Genomic DNA, 21,370 nt, shown 5'->3' with positions numbered 1-21,370 from the left:
CTAATAATGGCTTTAATTAAAACCAAGCAATACGAATCAAAATTTAAATGTTTAGAGGATCAAATCTTAGAAAGAGCAGCTGAAATAATGCAGCAAAGATATGCTCGCCTAGGGGCGCTTAATAGCCCGTCTACGGCTATAGACTTTTTAAAGGCAAAACTAGGTGTATATGAGCGTGAGGTATTCGCAGCGTTGTATTTGGATAGCCAGAATCGGATTATTGATTATCAAGAGCTTTTCTTTGGAACTATTAATGCAGCTTCGGTTTATCCAAGGGAGGTTGTTAAATCTGTACTAAATAAAAACGCCACCAGCGTTATTTTTGCCCATAACCATCCGTCAGGCGATCCCACGCCTTCACAGGCAGACAAACTCATTACAAAGAAGCTGGAAAGTGCTTTAGCGCTAATAGAGGTGACAGTGCTTGATCACATTATCGTAGGTGAAACATGTGTTTCTTTTGCAGAAAGGCAGCTATTGAGTTTAGACAGTAATAACTAAGAGGAGGGTATATTGCTAAATACTAATACGGTAAAAATCATTATTCATACGATTGCTATATTGAAAATAATTCAGAAAATCTATGAAGATGATATTAAATAAATTAAGTGCCCTTAGTAAGGGCACTTACGTTCAATCAATATTAGTATTTAGGCTTCGGAGTTTGGCTCGCTCCAAAATTTCTCTTACCAGTACCAACAATCTTCGTTTCATTTTTTGCTAAATATTCTAGTCTAACTTCAGAAATTTTCCTTTGTGCTAAATAACCTTTAGATTTAGAGTTAATCCAATTACATGCATTGTCAGGGAAGTTAACGAGGGGTTGCGCTTCATCCACGGGGATAGCGAGTGCGCTAGCCCAGGCCTGTATAATTAGTGAGGAAAGGCTACCAGAATTACAGTCATAGCTACCTAAAGAGTGGAACCTGTCTTTATTAATAAAAATAGCAATATGATAGTGCTCTTTACCAGCAAGCTCTCCAAACTCTCTCGCCCAGACATAGTACAACTCTGTGTCATGGACTCTGTGCTCTAAACGTCTGCGCTGTATAGCATCACTGCTAAGCTTTGCCTTTAATGAAGCAAAGAACCTAGATATTAAATTATTTGCTACTGCTTTAGGTGTATCAAGGCACTGGTAATAATCTGGAAGGTATAAGTCAAATCTTACTACATTCAATCTAGGGTTCTGCTCAATAGCATAATCTAATGTAGATTCGATACGTTGTTGGTATGAAGGGTTATATGTTGGTTGTTTGATCATTTTTAGTACTCTTTGTTTTGTAAGTATACAAAGAGGCACTTATGTATTTTATTACATCATCAGTGCTTATAAATGACTAAGTTAAATAGGTATATCTTACCTATCCGACATGCTTCAACTTAGAAAAGCTAATGTTTGATTCAGCTTTTTACAAAATTTGCATACACAGCACTGTGTATTACCGAGACATCATTCTGGAGTTACATATGAGTAATTAATAAAACTTTATCAATAATGTACCTAGTAGTTGAGATCTGTTTTTATCTTTCCACAGATTAAAACCTAGTAAATTAGATGTTGAAAGTGGCTTATTCTTTAAAAGAATATTTTTTGCTTGCACTGTGCCGTAAGCAATAAAAACATTTGGCTCACCTTTCATGTGTAAAGGGTTGTTAGACGAAAAATAAATTTCTTCCGTTTTATATTTTTCATGTAACAAATACATAAGGGCATTCTTAATAGATTTGATAATGTCGGAAAATATATGATCTAACATTTCAATAAATAATACAGTTCCTCTTTCTCCAACGCGTTGAGTGGAGTCTAATCGCATGCCTTTTACCATCTCTTTAGAGTAAGCCTCAAGCAATGATTTATTCTCCACCAACACACCGCTAATACACTTCCCAAGCCCTTCATTAATATAATGACTACTATCATTATTTCCTTTTATCGCCTCTAATACCTTGAATATCAACTTAGTATTTTTAAAGGTTAAAAAACTAATTAAATCAGCTCCGCCTATCCTCCCGTAAAATCTATAATCAACCTTCTGACCAAAAGTTACTTGCTGTTCATCTGTAAGCGTAAAGTCCTCATTTAATAGTTCTGTTCTTTTTATTTTTAAGCTTTTAAAAATTGCTCCTAGTTCTCCATACAAATATATAAGGATATTACTGTTATATAGCAAAGTCTTTAGGTCAATAGTTGCAGCACCTTTTGCCTTTTGTTCATCTAACTTAAAGTGCCACGTTAATTTCGAGCTCATATAAATTGCTTTATAAGATCTTATTACTCTGCTCCCTCCCCAAGTGGAGCTTAACATTTCGCCATTTAATTTTTGAATACCAGCTACAACCCTACTTTCTGTTATGCTTAAAGTTCGTGCCAGTTCTTTCACTGTAATGATTCGTGTATGGTATTTTGTATGCTCTGAATATTTCATAATCAAAATAAGAGCACGCTGTAAATTACTTAACGTTTTATCCCGTCTAACACCTAAGATATCTTTTATAAAAAACGATTCTCCACCTGAAAAAATACCACGCAAGAAGCTTTGAACTAGAGTTTCATTTTTTATAAATTCCTTCCGTATACCACCTTGAGATTGAGTATAAATAGTGTTGATATTAAGTAGTGATTCTGCTTCTAATTTTTTTAAAGCCGCTTTACATGAGTAACTATCAATACCGAATGAATTGGCAATACTTTTTATTGATGAATGATTTAAGAAAAACTTTTCATTCTCACTAAAAAAGTAAGCTAATGCCAAAAACTGTTTATAACCAAGATTCTTTATAATATCCACCAAAACACCACACAAAACCAAATCCAATACTATAAACGAATCTAAAACATAGTCTATAGCGAAGTCTAGAACACAGCCTAGAGCATAGTCTAGAACATAATCTAGAATCATGTATAGTAATATAATCTTGTTCAATGCTAGGTTCAAATATTGACATGCATCTAGCAACTAAAAACAACATGCGCTATATTTATTTATTTTATTTAAACAGGTGTACTCTATGATGAAATTAACAAAGTGCTCTGAGGGGGCTGGTTGCTCTTGGTGTAACGACGAAACAAAAGGTAAAGCAACGTGGTTTTATAATTATTTAATAAAGAAAAGAGAGTTTAATAATTACGGTACAAAAAATTCTCATGAGCAAGATGTTAAATGCATCCATACACTTTTCTCATCGCCTAGCCCCTCTATAGTACTAAAAAAAAGAGACGCTGCTGCGGCCTGGAGACTATACAAATCTAGGAATAAAAACACATCTAAGAAGCAAGCTAACTACATGCTTTCAAAAAAAACGATTGATGCTCTAAGACTTTCTGCAGAAAAAGAAGAACGCCCTTTAAACTTAGAGCTAGAAATTATAATAAACACCTACCTAGAAATGAAAAATAGAAATCTAATTAATTTTGAAATGCTTAAGGAAATTGAAGATAAATTAAAATAAATTAGATACTTTTATTTATAAACTCACTCCACCACTCCATTATTGGCCTGCGTTGCTCTAAATAGTCCGAGCGGTTATACGCTGCTCGGGTTTCATTTTCATCTGCATGGGCTAAACAGGCTTCAACTAACAGGCTATCGTATCCCTTCTCATGAAGTGCTGTAGAGGCCACAGAACGCAGTCCATGGGCTACCAGCTTATCTTTGTAGCCTAAGCTTCGCTTTATAGCTGCATTGACCGTGTAGGTGCTTGCATGGCTATCTTCATTACGTTCACTTGGGAAAACATACTCATGATGGCCACTTAAGGGCTTCATTTGCTCAAGTATTGCTAAGGTAGCAGGCGTTAAAGGCACTCTATGAGTCCTTCTGCGCTTCATTTCTTCAGCAGGTATAACCCATACAGCACCTTCAATATTAATATCGGCCCACTTAGTGCCTGCGGCTTCCTTTGAGCGAGTCATAGTGTGCAGTTGCCACAAAATTAAAAGCTTTGTTTTGTTTTGAATGGTTTGTGCGCCATTCAGAGCGGTTAAAAAATCAGGTAGTTCTTCAGGCCTAATAGTAGCCATGTGCTCAACTGTATTTTTAGTAAATACTTTTATAATTTTTGCTAGTGGATTGGCATTGATAAACCCATGATTTACCGAGTAATCCATGATCTGATTTAAGCTTTGGCAAATACGCTTAATTGTGGAGTGTTTACCATCACTCTCAAGTGGCCTGAGAATTTCAATAGTATCAATCGCTGTAATGCTTTCTAAAGGCGTATCTTGCAACTTGGGGAAAATATACATCTCAAGCGTACGCCATTTCCTAGCTGCATGATGAGGCGTCACAGTTGGCTGTTTGCGTTCAAACCAAAGCTCTGCGGCAGCTAAGAATGTGTTAGCTAGCTTTCTGCTCGCTTCAACCTTTTTAGTACTTTCGTATTCTTTAGGGTCAATCCCTTTAGCTAAAAGCTGCATATAGTTTACTGCCACACTTCGGGCCTCAGCAAGAGTAACAGCAGGGTAAGCACCTAAAGAAAGCTTGGTAACTTTTTTATTAACTGTATATTTAAACCGCCAAGATTTAGTCCCGTTTGCTCTAACACGCAACACTAAACAGTTACCATCAGAGAGGGTTTGCTCTTTGCCTGTAGCTATAATTGATTTTATTTTGCGATCAGTTAAGCGCATATTACGCATATCCCATATATTCAGCTAATAACATGAGTATATAGTAACTTTATAAGTTGGGGTACTGGCTGGGGTACTGAGAGATTCGGATTTAGCAATCAAACTACGGAAGGTGACGGAATAAAGTCACGTTAAATCATTGATTAAATTTAAACAAAATACTTACAACGTATATCAGCGGAAGTTAATTCAAGCGCCCAGGGAACCACTGGATAGCCATTTTTAACTCCTAACGTATAATTAACCGCTATTTTAACTGGCAATTCATTTAATTGCGCTATACTGACGCAAATTTTTTCAGATTAGTTGTTATGGCTCTTAAATCCACCATTATGAAAGTGCAGTTATCGCTTAGCGATATGGACCGCCACGTTTATCAAGATTTTAGTTTAACCTTGGCTCAACACCCATCAGAAACCGACCAACGGTTGATGATTCGCTTACTCGCTTTTGCGCTAAATAGCTGTGATGGTTTAGAATTTACTAAAGGGCTAAGTGCTGATGATGAGCCTGAGCTCTGGCATGTAAGCTATAGCGAAGAAATAGAGCTGTGGGTTGAACTGGGTTTACCTGACGAAAAGCGTCTTAAAAAAGCCTGTAATAAATCTAAAAAAGTAGTGCTTTATACTTATGGTGAAAACAATCAAGCAATTTGGTGGCAAAAGCATCAGCCTAAATTGTATGAATTTAAAAATCTAAGTATTTTTAGCCTTGATTACGCAGCCACACAAGCACTTGCTGCTTTGGTCGATCGTGGGATTAAGCTTGCCATTACCATTCAAGATGGTGAAGTATGGGTAAATACCGATACAACAAATATCGAAATAAAACCACAGCAATTAATGTAACTAAGATAGGTATACCAATTGCATTAAATTAGCTATCTATTATAGCGACAAGGAAATAAGTCGATAGCAAGGCGAAAATTATGACATATAGTTGTTCTATATAAATAATTTTTAACGCAGGTAGCGGGTTATTTAATACGCTAGAATGATCATGTTTTTAATAAAATTGGTATTAGGGAGCATATGAAAGTTAAACACGTTATTGTTTTACATGGCTTGTATATGTCTGGCTTTGTTATGCGCCCACTTTGTTCACGACTTGAAGAATCGGGGATGACGGTATTAAACATTACCTATAATACGCTCGACCCTCATCGCGACACTATATTTGCACAAATTGATGAATGTATTTCTAACGAACCTGCAGCGCTTGTATGCCACTCTATGGGCGGGCTAATTGCTCGCGCTTATTTAGAAGCGAACTCCCCTGCTAGCCAGCATGTAACTAAAGTTATTACCTTAGGCACTCCACATAAAGGCAGCCACATAGCGCAAAAAATGAAGCAAAAAGGGTTTGAATCATTTTTAAAAAATAGTGTTGAGTTTTTGCTTACTAAAAATGGTAACTGGCCTTTTAAAGCTAAGCTTTACAGTATTGCGGGCGATTTACCTATCGGGCTTATGCCTTTAATAGTTAAGGGTAGCCAGTCAGATGGCACCGTATTACTAGATGAAACCAAACTAAAAGGTATGGCAGAACACAAAGTGTTTCATTTAAGCCATACCAGTATGATTTACTCGCGCCAAGTACTCGACTACATTTTAAAATGCCTAAGTGAGGGCGATTAGTCCTCTGCATTGGCTGCTATTTTATAGCTAATTAAAAATACTACTCCCAATATAAGCGGAATGGGTGCTGCAATGTAGCCAAAAAAATCTGAGTTCGCAAAGCTCGCACCCGCTAAGTGAGCTACTAATCCTAATACAAATGCGATGACTGCAATACCGACCACTATTAACTCTGCTTTATTTTGTTTTGCTGTTTTTGCATGCATGTTATCTCTCCTAATTATTTCGACAACTTTATTATGCGCCGTTAGGGTGGATGTTTTTTGACCTACATCAATAAAAAAACAGCTAGATTATCGCCTTGTATAAAGTTTGTTTTAGATCATAATTTATACTTATTTAGGGTTTATTTACTTTTAAGGGGTGGTATTTTTATTAATCAGACCCATTTCTATTAATAGTTAAAGGTGTGTATTGGTATCAAAAACAGTTAATAGATTAAAACTATTAACTAGATATATTTAAACGATTTCACTAAACAATAAAAATCCGCGATACTTATTACAAGTTCACAAACAAACGGTTATTCAGGAGCAAGTTATGTCACATGTAAACGCAATTGGTCTAAACAGTGCAAAAAGCGAAGACATCATAAAGTCACTCAATACATTATTGAGTAGCTACCAGATTCAATACATGAACGCGCGTGGTTTTCACTGGAATATTAAAGGCCGTAACTTTTTTGAACTACATGTTAAGTTTGAAGAAATTTATAACTTACTACTTCTAAAAGTAGATGAAGTTGCAGAACGTATTTTAACGTTAGATGGCGCACCACTACATGCATTTTCTGATTACCTTGAAGTAAGTAAAATTAAAGAAGCTAAAGGTATTAGTGATGGTGTTACAGCCGTAGAGAACCTACTTGCTGGTTACAGTACATTAATTCACATGCAGCGTGAGATATTAAGCCAAGCGGGTGATGCAGACGATGAAGGTACAGCCTCACTAATGAGCGATTACATCTCAGAGCAAGAAAAACTTGTTTGGATGTTAAAAGCTTACTTAGACTAAAATTAAGCAAAAAAAAGCCCTCAATGAAGAGGGCCACAAATAGGGATAAATCGTTAAATAATCAAGCGATTCGGTTACTATATTAGCCTCCTCCCAATACTAAACAACGCCCCTGTTACCAGTGGCGTTGTTTTTGGTTTAAGTGGGTACAATGCTTATATATTGGGATAACCAATGTATAAATATTACTACTCCATTATTTTTCCCAATAAAAAAGCCTCAGTAATACTGAGGCTTTGTGAACGTAACTGATTGAGTAAGTAATTAAGTAACGATATTAATATCGCTACTATTGGTTAGAACTTACTTCTAAAACCTATGTAGAATGATTGACCAATTGGGTCGTACGTACCTGCATCAGTTTCAGTACCAGTACTTGAACCGCTCACACCCGATAAAATGCGTGGTGGCTCTTTATCAAATAAGTTACTCGCACCAGCGTAAAGCTCTGTTGAATCGCTGATATGGTAACTTGCTTGAACATCATGATACGTTACTGAACCAATCCCTACTCCACCTGGCGCAATACCAAAACCACTTAAGAATTGGTCATCAAAGTCTGCAGCGCCAATGTAAGTTAAGCTCCAGTTAAAATCAAAATCGTTAAGTTTATAACCAAAGTTCCAGTTTGCTTTATGCTCTGATGCACCAATTTCTCCAGCAAACTCATCTTTATCAGCGCCTGGAAGTGGAATGCTATAACCATCGATTAGGTAAGTATAAGCAAGGCGAGTTCTAAACGCACCTGGACCAATATCAGTAGAGTACGTTAGTGTTAAATCAACACCTTCTGTACCTAGGCCACCACTGTTAGATACACCACTGTCGATAAATTCTAGTGAACCAGCACTATTATTACCTGATGGCGCACTACGACGAGTTACAAAGTCACAAAAGCTTGTATCGCCGCCGCCATAACATTGGTCAAGAATAAACTGACGAGGTGTTGATACGATTGCATCTGTAATTTCGATATCAAAGTAATCAAGCGTAATGTCTAGGCCTGATATTAGGTTTTCTGGTGTAAATACAACACCGACAGTCACCGAGTCACCAACTTCTTCTTTTAAATCTTGGTTGCCACGGTTAAAACCACTAATACCTTGTAAATCAGATTGGTTAAGTGCGAACTCACCATTTGATGCAATATTAGCTATAACACCACCATCCGCACGACAAGCGTCACCTAAAGCACCCCCACCACTATTAGTTACACCTAAACATGGATCGTTTAAACCACTTGGGAACGTTTGTGAAGGTGGAGAAAATAGTTCATCGATATTTGGAGCACGTGTTGAACGTGCACGAGTGGCACGTAAACGTAAGCTATCCATTACTTCCCAATCAACACCCACGTTCCAACTTTCAGTATTTCCTACTGTTGAGTAGTCAGATAAACGAACTGCTGCATTCATTGTTACAGAATCAAGCACGGGGATGTATGCTTCAACATAATATTCAGTTACATCAAACGAGCCTTCTGTTGCTGGAATTGCATTACCCGCATTAAGGCCAGCTTGCTGTAGAGCATCAAATTCACTGCGTGAGAACTCTTCACGGTATTCAAAACCAGCTGCAATACCTACCGTACCTGCTGGTAAATCAAATAAATCACCTGAAATATTACCACCAATGATTTCTTGCTCAACCGACGTTGCAAGTGAGCTAGGTGCACTTACAAAATCAATAGCACCTTGCGATAACGAATTAAAACCGTAAATGTCTACCGGCGCACAGTTAAAGCCACGTGCTGTCGCATCGATACAAATAGCTTCATCAGTAATACCATCATCATCTAAATCTTGAGTATCAATAACAGCTTCTAAGCCTTGGCGGAAACTTTGCACATTAACTAAACCGCCTGAAACTTGTTGCTCTTTTGTTTTACCGTATACATAGTAAGTATCGTAAAACCAACCATCGGCTATTTCACCTTGAAAACCAAGTGCTAAACGGAATGTATCACGCTCTGCTCGTGCGCCACGGTTACCAATGTCACTCAAGCGTTTTGCAAAAAAGATATCTCGTGCGCCATCACCGTCGGTATCGGTTGCTGCGTTATATATATCGTCTGGAACAAACGCGTTACGTAAAAGCTCACCGTTTACATTAAATTCTATTGGAACACGGCCATTGGCATAAATGTCGTCAGAGGCAAAAGGAAATGGCTCTAATTCAGAAACGGTTGTTGTTGCAGCGTAAGTACCTTCATAAAAAAAGCTGTGCTTGTCGCTTAACTCATAGCTACCATTTGAGGCAAATAAGTACCGCTCTGTAGGTATTGCTATTGTACGCACACCGCTTCGGTTAAAGCCATCTGCAGCTACGCCGTCGCCGCCATTAGCACTAAATGAGTTTTGTAGGTTGTTTGCATCATTAAACGTAAATGTTTCATCCCCAGCGCTAAAACGACCTTGTGGTGGAAATGAAGATAAAAACGGGCTTACTGCATCAAATACAGAATTTGGGTTTGCTACTGGATCATCTTCAAAGAAAATACCTGAAAATTGGTCTACCGCTGAGCGGTCACGATCACGTGAGAAAACAGCGCCTTGATCAGAGTAACCAAGGTGAAACATTGCGTGCCCTTTACCATCTGAGCTTGATAAGCCTGAGGTAAAGTTAAATTGGCGTGACTCATCATCACCTTCACTTGATTCACCGTACTGACCATCAAACTCAACGCCTTCAAAGTCATCTTTTAGTACAAAGTTAACTACACCAGCAACAGCGTCAGAGCCATAAACAGATGAAGCGCCACCTGTCATAATTTCAACACGTTCAATAAATTGACTCGGAATAGTATTTAAATCGACAGCAGAGCTACCAGGTACACCCGATACATAACGACGACCGTTAACTAATACCAATGTACGGTTAGAACCTAAATTACGTAAATCCACAGTCGCAACACCTGCACTAGCTGTACTAAAGTTTGAGTTAGTACGACTGATTGCCGGTGAACCAAATGCGGGATTATCTAGCAGTAAATCTTGAATATTTAATGAACCAGATGCATCGATTGCTGTGCTATCTACAACTTGAATAGGCGCTGATGACATCGCCTCAGCTGAGCGAATACGAGAACCCGTAACCTGTACACGTTCTATTTTAGTTATTTCGTCATCTTCTGCAGCAACACCTTGAAATGAAAAGCTTGCAAGTATTGCGCTACTTAGCGCAACTGTTAACGACGATTTTTTAAATAATCGCGCGCTACCTTTGTTAGTTAATGTCATATAATTCCCCTGAATTGTTATTTTTGTAACTAAATAGTTACTTCGCGGATTACAGTAAGGGGATTTTTTTAAACACTCTACGGGCATTATTTATAAGGCGTAGTCTTTGGTATGAATAGCTAGTTTGATGGGATGAATTAGTACGTCACAATGATTTTATAAATATATTGTATTTTTCATAACAGTTTTTCCGCTAAGCACGGTCTTTATTATTATATACAGCAAGAGATATAAAATAATGGTCGCTTCTTTTCATGCATTAACTTTTGTTAGTAACACTAAGTTTGCAACATTTTTAACAAAGCGCGTGCAAGAGCACCGACACTTTGAATCTCAATCTTTTATTCAGGCAAACAGATTAGATCAGATAGATACAGATCAATACAACGTACTTTTTTACGAACTAACTAATCTAGCTGATCCTATGCAAATAGTGCATTTAACGGAGCTCGCTAAAAAGCTTAAGTTAGTCATTATTGCCCAGTCGGGTCATTTTGCGAGTTTTGCTTTTGAAGTGGGCGCTGTTGATTTTTTAATAGTAGATTCAACTGCACCACGTATTGATAAATGCTTTGATAAACTTATTCATCTTTGCCCGATTGCAAGCGCGGCCGAGCGTAAATATCAACAAAGCACACAAACCGAAAAACCATCATCACATATCGTAGTTAAGGATGTAGGTAAGGTAAGATTAATTGATATCAATGATATTATTTGGATTAATGGTGCGGGCAATTATGTAGAGCTACATTTTACACAAGGTAGTACACCGGTATTACACCGCGAAACCATGAAAAATATTGAACAGCAGCTAGAGCCAGAAGGGTTTATTCGTATTCATCGCTCAACGCTGGTAAGAAAACAAGCTATCTGCGAACTAATGCCTACTGACAGTGGCGATTATAAAGTAAGGCTTAAAAACGATATGTGCTTAAACCTTTCAAGGCGCTATAAAAGGTGTTTAGAGAGTATTATAAGCCCTCTTCAGTAGCGGTTTATAATACTCATATTAATTACCAGTTCTGTTTTATATAACTGTCATTTGAGTGCACTAATAAATAGCTTTCGGTATCTTTATAAAAATTAACTTCTACATCGCTATTTTTCCATACTTTTTCAAACATATTTTTAGCTATGATATTAATGTTTATATAGTCAACTCGTTGATAGCCTCGTTCTTTTACACCGGCAAAATAGGCTTCTAATGAATCAAGGCCATCCAAAGTTAACAGCTCAAACTCTTTTAAATTAACAACCACAAACTTAATGGTATTTTTAGGGTGGCTACCCAGCTCCTGCATAACACCACTCGTTAACAACGCAATACCTTCGTTGTTAAAGCTTCCATTTAGCTTTAAATACATAGTAGGTGGCTGTGAAAAAATTTGAAATTCGCCATGTGCTCCAAACATAAATTACCCTATATATATCAACTTCTATATATAGAGTAATACAACTTTACAATTTTGCAGTTAATTTAACAGTGCAATAAAAAAGGCCATTTCGAGGGCTTTTTCTTCTAAGCTTTTAAAGCGACCTGATGCACCGCCATGCCCCGCATCCATATCGGTTTTAAATACTAAAATATTACTGTCTGTTTTAAGTTCACGCATTTTTGCAACCCATTTCATAGGCTCCCAATACTGTACCTGCGAGTCATGAAGACCGGTAGTAACGAGTATGTTCGGGTAGTTTTGTGCGCTAATATTGTCATAAGGCGAGTAAGCTTCTATCACATTATAAAACTGTGGATCATTTGGGTTACCCCATTCATCGTATTCATTTGTTGTGAGCGGAATACTCTCATCAAGCATAGTGGTTAATACGTCTAAAAATGGTACATGGCAGCCAACACCGCAATATAACTCTGGTGCTTGGTTTACAACCGCGCCCATTAATAAGCCACCGGCACTGCCGCCTGAGGCAAATACCTTATTATCATCACAATAACGTTGCTCAACAAGCGCTTTTGTCACATCAATAAAGTCACTAAAGCTATTTTGTTTATGCTCTTTTTTACCTTGCTCATACCACTGACGCCCTAGCATTTCAGAGCCTCGAACATGCGCTATTACATAAACAAAGCCACGATCGAGCAAGCTCAGTGATGAGCTAGAAAAACTAGGATCGATGGTATAACCATAGGCGCCATAGCCGTATTGAAATAACGGATTTGTGCCATCTTTTTTAAAGCTGTCTTTTCGATAAACAACTGATACAGGTACTTTAACTCCGTCGCGAGCAGTGATCATTAATCGCTCTGACTGATAGTCATCGGCATTAAAACTACCGAGGACTTTTTGCTGTTTAAGTAGTGTTTTTTCGCCTGTTGCTAAATCAACATCATATAAAGACCCTGGTGTTGTTAAGCTGGAATAATAAATACGCGCAGTGCGTGTGTCTGGCTCGGGGTTCATCGCTATTGCTGCATAATAACAAGGATCGGCAAACTCAAGTGCCATACGAATCCCTTGTTTATTAACAACTACAAATCGAGCTTGCCCTTGCTCGCGTTCACTCAATACTAAAAAGTCATTAAATAACTCAATACCTTCAAGCAGAACATTTTCTCTGTGGGCTGTATGCTCAAACCATTGTGTTTTATCAGCAATGGTTTCGCTTGTTGCCGTCATTAGTCTAAAGTTTTTAGCTTGCCAGTTGGTCACAATATAAAAAGTGTCGCCTAGCTTATCTACGTCAAACTCGTGGCCATCTTCACGCGGCATTAATACTTTAAATTCGTCAGTGGGCTTATTAGCATCAAGCACCCATGTATCGTTGGTCTCTGTCGATGCTAAATCAATAATAATTAAGCCTTCGTCGCGACTTTTACCAAGCCCCATAAAAAAGCTGCTGTCTTGCTCTTCGTAAACCATTACATCTTGACTTTGCTCGCTGCCAAGCTCATGCCTAAATACTTGGTATCCTAGTAGCGTTTTTAAATCTTTTTTTACATAAAAAACTGTTTTATTGTCGTTCGCCCAAACAACTTGTCCTTCTGTATTTTCAAGTACGTCGGGTAGCATTTCACCGGTCGCTAAGCTTTTAAAGCGAACATTATAAATACGACGGCCTTCAGTATCTTCTGAGTAAGCCATAAGCTGCTCGCATGGGCTTAGTGCAACTTCTCCTAGCTCATAAAACTCAAATCCCTCAGCTAATACATTCACATCGAGTAAAAGCTCTTTATTATCAGCTTTTATGCTCGTGCTTCTATAGTGGCGCGAGTATTCATCATCACCACGTACTTCTGAGTGGTACCAGTATTTTCCGTCTTTAACAGGGACCGAGTTATCATCTTTTACAATGCGTGCTTTTAGCTCTTCAAAAAGTGTATTTTGGAGTGGTTTCATTGCAGCTAACTGTTCATCGCAATACGCATTTTCAGCATGTAAATGTGCGAGTACTTGCTCATCTTGGCGATCGTCGTCACGCATCCAATAGTAATTATCAGTACGTATTTTATTATGAGTACTTAATGTATGAGCTTGCTGTTTAGCAATAGGGAAATTAGGCAATAAACTTAAAGAATAGTCAGGACGAGACACAACAAAACCAATTAAAAAAATAACGTGATTTGCAGTTTATCATAAAAATAAAAAAGCCCATCCAATAGTTGGATGGGCTAAAACGGTAAACGCTTCATTATTAAAACCGCTATACCTTTGGGAAGATAATTCACTTAAGCTTTATACTTGCTGCCAAGCCATAGCCCAGCTTTGCCCTACACCGGGTTCAAACATCGATTTATTATCGTCGCTCGCGCGGCAAAACTCATTAAAAGGCCAAGGCCTGCATTGATAAACGTGCCCTGTTTTTGGCTGCAGTACTTTTGTACCCGCGTTATAGTTTTCACAATTTTCAGGGTACACATAGTCATATGCATCGGCGTTATTAATAACACGCTCATCGCATTTTGCAATACAATGAAAGTCGACATGCGCTTTACATATACCACTGCTTTGCAAAGCAAAAATTTCATTATTTCGATAGGCTATAATTAAACCTTGTTCGGTCATTTTACCTGCGCTAACAAGAGGTACATGCACATTAATGTGCTCGGCAACTAATCGTGGCCATGCGTGAGGTTCACCTTGTTCAAGCGCGGTGATTTTGTAATCAAATGATAAACTAACTAGCACTCCTTGCATGTCGTAAAAGGTTACACTCACCACATCACCAATAAATAATTGGGTATGATGATTTAAGCAACCTATTGTTGACCACTTTCCACAGGCCAACGACGTATGCATAAACACAGCAACACCTTAAGAGTTACAAAATCTTATCCATATACTATGGATACACAAAAAATACACTGACGGCAAGCGATACATAACTCTTTAGTCTTTATGCAGTTGGTTTGCCAGTAATGCAGCGATTATAATTCGGCCTCGCACAATAATCAAACAAAAGAATGTAACCAAGAATAAAAACCAACCCTTTAAGATTGGTTTTATGTTTTAACTAAACAAATAAGTTAAAGGCTCTTTCGCCCACGTAAATATCAGCAACACCAGTAAAGATATAAATATTAGCCACGCAGGCCAAGACGCTTTTGTTACTTTAGCCTCAGAATCACTCCCTTTTAATTCTTTTGAGCCTGTGATCATCGCTTTAACTAACGGCTTACCTTTTATTCTATAAACAATAATAGCTAATACATGTAAGCCAATAGCATAAAGTAAAATGTCAAAATTCAGCTCATGTAACCAGTTTGAAAAATCAATCACATCGCTCGACACATATTGAGCCAGCGGGCCATCAGTTAAAATGCCATCGCTACTCATTAGGCCGCTAACGAGTTGCGTTATAATTAATATAAAAAACACTATCACCATACAACTACCGGGCGCTGAATGGCCTAGCGAGTCGCTTGGTGATTTTAATGCCTTAAAAATAGCTCGAGGAGAATGTAGTAACGCACTTAACCTTGCGGTTTTACTACCAATAACGCCCCATATTAAACGTGTTACGATAAGTGCCAAAGTAAAAAATCCAGCAACAAAATGAAGCTCAATCATGCCTTCTTCAATACTAAAATAAAGCACCGCAATACTTACAACCAAAAACCAATGAAAGCATCTAATAAACCCATCCCACACTTTTAACGTCGTCATTGCGCCTATCCTTAAAAAAACAGTATTATCTAATTCGTTAACTACTTTAACATCATAATATTAAGGTATCCTTATGCGCTATTCTACTCACCAACAGAGTAAAAATCATGCAACCAGTTAAAAAAGCTATTTTAAAAGGCTTTTTAGATATGCTACCACTGTGTTTAGCCGTTGTTCCTTGGGGTATTTTATGTGGCTCTTTAGCCATACAAAATGGCTTTAGCGCCTTTGAAACCCAAGCAATGTCGTTATTAGTTTTTGCAGGCTCTGCACAGCTTGTGGCGATTGAACTTATGGCGGGCAATACCCCCTTGCTAACCATTCTATTCACAACATTTATTATTAGCTCTCGGCATTTTTTATACGGATTAGCCGTGCGTCATAAGGTGATTGATCAACCTATGCGTTGGCGCTTACCGGTGAGCTTTGTTTTAACCGATGAGCTATTTGCATTTTCTCATCACCGAAAAGCATACAGAACAAAAACACGTTTAATATACGCATTAAGCGCAGGGTTTAGCTTTTATATTGCATGGAATATTTGGACATTAATTGGCATTGTAGCGGGCACAATGCTGCCTGATTTAACTAATTTAGGGCTCGACTTTGCGATTGCTGCGACGTTTATAGCTTTGGTTATTCCGGGGATTAAAAATTTGGCCTCACTCGTTACGGTAATTGTGGCAGGTATTAGCGCAACGCTTTTAAAAAGCACAGGATTTGAGTTATGGCTTGTTTGCTCTGCACTACTGGCAATGAGCGCAGGTTACACTACAGCCAGGCTAACCGCTAAAAAGGGAGTGACGCCATGATGACGACTATTTTACTTATGGCGTGTATTACATTTTTTACACGTTATTTATTTTTGCATCGTGCTTTACCGTTTAAAGTGGGACCTAAAATGCAGCAGTTTTTAAGCTTTAGCGCCCCCGCAGTGCTTACCGCTATTTGGGTGCCTATTGTGTTTTTAAATGAAGATGGCATTAATTTAAACTGGCAAAACCCTTATTTAAGCGCAGCGATAGTTGCCATTATTGTTGCCTACAAAACACATAATATTTATTACACAACGCTTGCCGGCATGGGACTATTTTTAATATTAAATTAGTGCGTTCTTTATACTTTATGAAAGAGTTCACTCAGGTTAAAATGCGGCTAACAACAATAAAAAGACGTCAATATGCACAAATTTCATCAATTAAGCGCAACAAGCTTACAGGGTCAACCCATCAACTTTAATGATTTTGAAGGGAAGGTTGTGCTTATTGTTAATACCGCAAGCAAATGTGGATTTACCTATCAATACGAGTCTCTGCAAGCTTTGCACGATAAGTATGCCAGCCAAGGTTTAGTTATTTTGGGATTCCCGTGTAACCAATTTGGTCAACAGGAACCTGGGAGTGCAGAACAAATTGAGCAAGAATGTTTAATTAACTACGGAGTTAGTTTTTTAATGGCAGCTAAAGTAGATGTAAACGGTCAGCATGCACATCCGGTATTTCGTCACTTAAAATCAGCCTTACCTGGTTTTTTAACACGTAAAATAAAATGGAATTTTACTAAATTTTTAATTGCCGCAGATGGTACGCCAATTAAGCGCTATGCACCTTTCACTAAACCCGAAAAGCTAGAGCTTACAATTCAAAAAGCATTAACGCAGGCTAAAAATACGCTTTAAAAAGTAATAAAGAGGCGCAAGGCCTCTTTATTGCCAATACTATTAAAACTAAAACATACGTATAGCTGTACATTTAAACTCTCAATATTAATTGGTATCTATTTATACTAGCGAAATTTAATCGGTGTAATCGCTTAAATCGTCTTCGCCTAGATTTTTACGCAAGCGTTTTTGCTCAAGGTAGTCTTCCAACTTCTTCTTAACCTTTTGCTTGTTCTTATCGTGTTGATTACGTCCGAGCATTTCGTACTCGTCTTCAACAAAATCGTCATCTAGCGCATCGTAACTAAATGTCTTACCCACAACCCACTCCATAAAGTGTTTGAGACCAACCAAGGATTTTATTATCGCAATAGTCGGTAAAATTAAAAAATGTTCAACGCTAAAGTGCTCTGCAAATTAACATCAAAATAAAGCCACGTGACTACTGTAAATAGTCTTCATGTCAGTAATGTGAATAAATAGCGCTAAATTTGAATTGAGGAAAGTGAGAGTTTTTTATCGTATCGATAAATAAAATTTATTGCTTTTTATTTATTAGCCAATTTGACTAAAAAATAGCTATTTATTAACTGAAAGAATAAATGGAACGTGTTCTATAAATTTTAACTCATTGTTTATTATGTAAAATAAAAACTGGCACCAAACTTGTTATTAGTTAAGTGTCATCAACAAAAAGTAGAGAATAAACATGAAAAAAATACTATTAGTTAGCGCATTAATTTGTACACCTGCTGCAATGGCTCACAACGACAACGATTCTGCAATTTCATTTAGTAATGATGAATGTAACGTCGAATTTAAAAATGACGTACGCATTAAGCCAAACGAATTAGAAATTTTTACCGCTAACAATAAAACCATGCAATTTAATACCCGTGGTGACTTAACCGTAAATGGCGAATTTGTAGCGCTGAATAATTCGCAGCGCGAAGCGCTCACTAAATACTCTGATAGTTTACGCACACAATTACCTGAAGTAGCTAATATAGCGCTAGAAGGTGTTAAAATTGCCGGTGTGGCATTAGAAGAAGTAGGTAATGCATTTAATATTGACGGCCTCGATAATATGTCTGAGCTTATGGACGACATTAAAATTGAGGTAGAAAACACATTTTACCAACAAGGTACATTTGTAATGGGTCAACAAAGCTTTAACCAATTTGGTGAAAACTTTGAGCAACAATTTGAAGAGCAAATAGAAACAGCTGTTGAGTCTGCCGTAATGCAATCTATGGGCAGTATTTTAGTAGCTTTAGGCTCTGAATTACTTGGTTCAGGTGGCGATATGGATGCCTTTGAGCAACGCATGGAAAATATGGGTGCTCAAATAGAAGAAAAAGTGGAGCTTCATGCAAGCGCACTTGAAGAACGTGCTAACTCTTTATGTGGAAACTTTGCTGATATTGCAAAACAAGAAGAGCAATTAGTAATGCAAGTGCCAGAACTTAAAGGTTACCAGTTATTTAGCTTTAAACTCAATTAATACAGCAAACGTTATTTAACATCCCTTTGGCAGCACTTAAGTTTACTTAAATGCTGCTTTTTTGTGCTACAAAAACTTACTTTTTAGCTAATAAAGTGAGCTTACCCAGAGTAATAATTGCTTGCTCTATCTGCTCGCTCCACTGCACACCATAACTTAACCTTACACAGCTTTTATATTTATTAGAGGCTGAAAAAATAAGCCCCGGGGTTATGCTAATACCCACTTCAAGCGCAAGTAAAAATAACTTTTGGCTATCGTATTCGCCTCCTAAATCAAGCCACATTACGCAGCCTCCCTTAGGGTCGCTTATACGTGTGTTTTTTGGCATAGCTTGTTGTAAGCACCATCGCATACGCTCTTTGTTATCACGTAGGCGCTGCCTGAGTACTTTTAAGTTTCGGTCGTACTCGCCGCAGGCAATAAATTCTGATAACGCCCATTGATTTATTAACGACGCAGAGCAACTTAGTGCTCTTTTATATCGCCTTGCTTGTGTTGCAAATTTACCGGCAACTAACCAACCTATACGATAGCTCGGCGCTGCCGTTTTAGAAAAAGATGAGCAACTGATCACTAACCCTTTTTTAGAATACGCTAAAGCAGGAGTGCCTCGTTTTGCTGTAAAATATAAATCGCCGTATACGTCATCTTCAATAAGCACTACGTCATGGCTTTCAAGTAGCTCCACCAGCTGCTGTCTGTTTGTATCTGGCATAAAACTGCCCACGGGGTTACTAATAGCGGTTGAGAATAAACAGGCTTTTATATCATGCTCGTTTAAAGCACGTTCTAAATCGTTTAGCCAAATGCCGTTATCTGGGCACAGTGGTATTTCGAGCGCTTTAAGGCCTAAGCTCTCTATTAGCTCTATAATACCGTGATAACAGGGCGTTTCTATGGCCACTATATCGCCTGGCTTTGTTACACATTTAAGCGCAATAGCCATGGCTTCCTGTGCACCATTGGTGATCACAAGCTCGTCCATATCAATACCAATGCCAAAATCTAGATAGCGATGCACTAGTTGCTTTTTCAGCGGTACAAATCCATCTGTTGGCCCATAGTTAATGGCTTTACTGCCGGCAATTGTCATTACGCGGCGCATATTTCTGGCAAGTGCTTTATCGGTAGGTGCAGCGGCTATAGGGTTAGCGATACCAAAAGGGACTACGTTAGCTTGATGAATCGCGCTGTATACCTGCTCTATTAAGGCTTGTTTATTTACCACAACAGGCTCTCGACTTAACTTAACTCGCTTAGGTAAGTTATGCGCGGCGTTAACCGCTTTTAAAAAGTAGCCTGATTTTTCGCGTGCCTCTACTAGTCCTTGATCCTCAAGTGCTTGATACGCTTGTTTTACAGTGGGAATACTTATATTTAAGTTATCTGCCATTTTACGCAGTGATGGAAGTTTTTCGCCGGGGAGTAAAACTTGTTGAGCGCTCATATCTCTAATTAACTGAATAACTTGTTGATATAAAAAATCGTGCCCTTGGCTATTTTTTTGTCTTATCATCACACACCAAATCTGTATAGGTTACATTTTTACTTTTCTGTATATGGTAAGTATACAGATAGGTCTTAAAATAGCCATTCAATCGGGCTTTGAGGACTAACCATGAAAAGTGCAGCGTTATACATTACAACCGTTTTAATTTGGGGTTCTACTTGGTTAGCCATAGAATTTCAATTAGGCGATATTGCAGTCGAGTTATCGTTATTTTATCGCTTTGCTATTGCAGCGCTTTTAATGTGGTTGTATGTAGCGTACAAAAAACCCGACATGCGTTTCTCATTAGTCGATCATGGCTTTTTTGCTTTATTAGCTCTGTTTAACTTTGGTTTAAATTACTTAATGCTTTACTGGGCACAAAATTACCTAACCTCAGCCATGAGCTCCATTGCCTTTTCGATGCTGCTGGTTATGAACATAGTTAACACCCGATTATTTTTTGGTAAGCCAATCTCAAAGCGAGTTTATACAGGTGCTGTTCTCTCTGTATTAGGTATAACATGCCTATTTTGGCCACAGTTACAGCAGTTCGACTTAAGTAATGGTGCGTTGGTCGGGTTACTACTTGCTCTTGGCGGTACCTTTGTGGCTTCATTAGGAAATATGGTAAGCGTTCGAAATTCTCGTAAACAAATTGGTGTATTACAAGGCAATGCATGGGGCATGTTATATAGCGCCGTGGGCTTAGCGCTATATGTATTAATGAATGACGTGCAATTTAGTGTAAACGCACCACCGAGTTACTGGTTGTCATTACTTTACTTATCAATATTTGGCACCGTAATCGCTTTTGGTTGCTACTTTGCACTACTAAAAAATATTGGCCCCGAAAAAGCCAGCTACGTTATTGTTTTATTTCCATTAGTGGCAGTAACGCTAAGTAGCTTTTTTGAAGGGTTTGAATGGCACGCAAATACCTTTGCAGGATTTAGCCTAGTGCTATTAGGTAATGCCATTGTGCTTACCCCAACAAAACGAATTAATGCCTTTTTAGCAAATAGAGCAATAGCTAAAAGTGGCTCCATCCCCAGTTAGACGCGTTATTAA

Annotated in this window: 22 protein-coding genes; 11 read left to right on the top strand and 11 right to left on the bottom strand. The window is 38.0% G+C overall.

Features of this window, described 5'->3' with window-relative positions:
* Window positions 1-6 precede the first annotated feature (6 nt).
* Window positions 7-501: a RadC family protein gene (gene radC / locus PX700_RS09200; protein ID WP_479520546.1), complete on the top strand. Its 495-nt coding sequence runs from the start codon at window positions 7-9 to the stop codon at window positions 499-501.
* Between the two features lie 142 nt (window positions 502-643).
* Here the strand turns inward: radC and PX700_RS09195 are convergent, their stop codons facing one another.
* Window positions 644-1,264, bottom strand: a complete 621-nt coding sequence (locus tag PX700_RS09195; RefSeq protein WP_479520545.1) for an inovirus Gp2 family protein — start codon at window positions 1,262-1,264, stop codon at window positions 644-646.
* Window positions 1,265-1,478: 214 nt separating this feature from the next.
* Window positions 1,479-2,792, bottom strand: a complete 1,314-nt coding sequence (locus PX700_RS09190; protein WP_479520544.1) for a hypothetical protein — start codon at window positions 2,790-2,792, stop codon at window positions 1,479-1,481.
* A 220-nt stretch (window positions 2,793-3,012) separates the two neighbouring features.
* Here PX700_RS09190 and PX700_RS09185 point away from each other — a divergent pair, with 220 nt between their 5' ends.
* Window positions 3,013-3,453 carry a hypothetical protein gene (locus tag PX700_RS09185; protein ID WP_197108509.1) on the top strand — a complete coding sequence of 147 codons (441 nt, stop codon included), beginning with the start codon at window positions 3,013-3,015 and terminating at the stop codon, window positions 3,451-3,453.
* Between the two features lies 1 nt (window position 3,454).
* On the opposite strand, the gene PX700_RS09180 is transcribed toward PX700_RS09185, so the two are convergent.
* Entirely contained in the window at window positions 3,455-4,633 is a 1,179-nt protein-coding gene (locus PX700_RS09180) for a tyrosine-type recombinase/integrase (RefSeq protein WP_479520543.1), read from the bottom strand.
* Window positions 4,634-4,944: 311 nt separating this feature from the next.
* Here PX700_RS09180 and PX700_RS09175 point away from each other — a divergent pair, with 311 nt between their 5' ends.
* The gene (locus tag PX700_RS09175; protein ID WP_166421113.1) at window positions 4,945-5,481 is read left to right on the top strand and encodes a YaeQ family protein; all 537 of its coding nucleotides are present in this window, start codon (window positions 4,945-4,947) and stop codon (window positions 5,479-5,481) included.
* A gap of 183 nt (window positions 5,482-5,664) precedes the next feature.
* Window positions 5,665-6,270 (top strand): alpha/beta fold hydrolase, encoded by a 606-nt coding sequence (locus PX700_RS09170; RefSeq protein WP_479520542.1) that lies wholly within the window; start codon window positions 5,665-5,667, stop codon window positions 6,268-6,270.
* On the opposite strand, the gene PX700_RS09165 is transcribed toward PX700_RS09170, so the two are convergent.
* Entirely contained in the window at window positions 6,267-6,476 is a 210-nt protein-coding gene (locus tag PX700_RS09165) for a hypothetical protein (protein ID WP_166421115.1), read from the bottom strand. The two genes, PX700_RS09170 and PX700_RS09165, sit on opposite strands and share 4 nt — an antisense overlap.
* A gap of 334 nt (window positions 6,477-6,810) precedes the next feature.
* On the opposite strand from PX700_RS09165, the gene PX700_RS09160 reads away from it, so the two are divergent.
* Window positions 6,811-7,284 (top strand): Dps family protein, encoded by a 474-nt coding sequence (locus PX700_RS09160; protein ID WP_479520541.1) that lies wholly within the window; start codon window positions 6,811-6,813, stop codon window positions 7,282-7,284.
* A 296-nt stretch (window positions 7,285-7,580) separates the two neighbouring features.
* Here the strand turns inward: PX700_RS09160 and PX700_RS09155 are convergent, their stop codons facing one another.
* Window positions 7,581-10,523, bottom strand: a complete 2,943-nt coding sequence (locus tag PX700_RS09155; protein ID WP_479520540.1) for a TonB-dependent receptor domain-containing protein — start codon at window positions 10,521-10,523, stop codon at window positions 7,581-7,583.
* Between the two features lie 238 nt (window positions 10,524-10,761).
* Between PX700_RS09155 and PX700_RS09150 the strand changes: the two genes are divergently transcribed.
* A complete protein-coding gene (locus PX700_RS09150) occupies window positions 10,762-11,514 on the top strand; it encodes a LytR/AlgR family response regulator transcription factor (protein ID WP_479520539.1) in 753 nt (250 codons plus the stop codon).
* 22 nt (window positions 11,515-11,536) lie between these two features.
* Here PX700_RS09150 and PX700_RS09145 read toward each other — a convergent pair whose 3' ends face one another.
* The 4 genes from PX700_RS09145 to PX700_RS09130 form a co-directional block, all read right to left on the bottom strand.
* Entirely contained in the window at window positions 11,537-11,935 is a 399-nt protein-coding gene (locus tag PX700_RS09145) for a hypothetical protein (RefSeq protein WP_415638455.1), read from the bottom strand.
* A gap of 60 nt (window positions 11,936-11,995) precedes the next feature.
* Window positions 11,996-14,071, bottom strand: coding sequence for a S9 family peptidase (locus tag PX700_RS09140; protein ID WP_479520538.1), 2,076 nt, complete (start codon window positions 14,069-14,071; stop codon window positions 11,996-11,998).
* A 141-nt stretch (window positions 14,072-14,212) separates the two neighbouring features.
* Window positions 14,213-14,776, bottom strand: a complete 564-nt coding sequence (locus PX700_RS09135) for a chitin-binding protein (RefSeq protein ID WP_479520537.1) — start codon at window positions 14,774-14,776, stop codon at window positions 14,213-14,215.
* 210 nt (window positions 14,777-14,986) lie between these two features.
* A complete protein-coding gene (locus PX700_RS09130) occupies window positions 14,987-15,643 on the bottom strand; it encodes a cytochrome b/b6 domain-containing protein (RefSeq protein ID WP_479520536.1) in 657 nt (218 codons plus the stop codon).
* 107 nt (window positions 15,644-15,750) lie between these two features.
* Between PX700_RS09130 and PX700_RS09125 the strand changes: the two genes are divergently transcribed.
* The 3 genes from PX700_RS09125 to PX700_RS09115 all read left to right on the top strand — a co-directional run bounded on the left by PX700_RS09125 (window position 15,751) and on the right by PX700_RS09115 (window position 17,321).
* A complete protein-coding gene (locus tag PX700_RS09125) occupies window positions 15,751-16,455 on the top strand; it encodes an AzlC family ABC transporter permease (protein ID WP_479520535.1) in 705 nt (234 codons plus the stop codon).
* Window positions 16,452-16,751, top strand: a complete 300-nt coding sequence (locus PX700_RS09120) for an AzlD domain-containing protein (RefSeq protein ID WP_004335020.1) — start codon at window positions 16,452-16,454, stop codon at window positions 16,749-16,751. The genes PX700_RS09125 and PX700_RS09120 overlap by 4 nt, the downstream gene beginning before the upstream one ends.
* A 72-nt stretch (window positions 16,752-16,823) precedes the next feature.
* The gene (locus tag PX700_RS09115) at window positions 16,824-17,321 is read left to right on the top strand and encodes a glutathione peroxidase (RefSeq protein WP_415638450.1); all 498 of its coding nucleotides are present in this window, start codon (window positions 16,824-16,826) and stop codon (window positions 17,319-17,321) included.
* Between the two features lie 117 nt (window positions 17,322-17,438).
* On the opposite strand, the gene PX700_RS09110 is transcribed toward PX700_RS09115, so the two are convergent.
* Window positions 17,439-17,624, bottom strand: a complete 186-nt coding sequence (locus PX700_RS09110) for a PA3496 family putative envelope integrity protein (protein ID WP_007579801.1) — start codon at window positions 17,622-17,624, stop codon at window positions 17,439-17,441.
* Window positions 17,625-18,012: 388 nt separating this feature from the next.
* Between PX700_RS09110 and PX700_RS09105 the strand changes: the two genes are divergently transcribed.
* A complete protein-coding gene (locus PX700_RS09105; protein WP_479520534.1) occupies window positions 18,013-18,807 on the top strand; it encodes a YggN family protein in 795 nt (264 codons plus the stop codon).
* A gap of 76 nt (window positions 18,808-18,883) precedes the next feature.
* Here PX700_RS09105 and PX700_RS09100 read toward each other — a convergent pair whose 3' ends face one another.
* Complete coding sequence (locus PX700_RS09100) at window positions 18,884-20,326, bottom strand: aminotransferase-like domain-containing protein (protein WP_479520533.1); 1,443 nt, start codon at window positions 20,324-20,326, stop codon at window positions 18,884-18,886.
* A 102-nt stretch (window positions 20,327-20,428) separates the two neighbouring features.
* Between PX700_RS09100 and PX700_RS09095 the strand changes: the two genes are divergently transcribed.
* A complete protein-coding gene (locus PX700_RS09095) occupies window positions 20,429-21,358 on the top strand; it encodes a DMT family transporter (protein ID WP_479520532.1) in 930 nt (309 codons plus the stop codon).
* The last annotated feature ends 12 nt before the right edge of the window (window positions 21,359-21,370 follow it).

The sequence above is a fragment of the Pseudoalteromonas sp. TP27 genome, assembly GCF_056470645.1.
The sequence above is the reverse complement of the archived record's forward strand: the minus strand, read 5'-3'. Positions and strand labels throughout refer to the sequence as shown.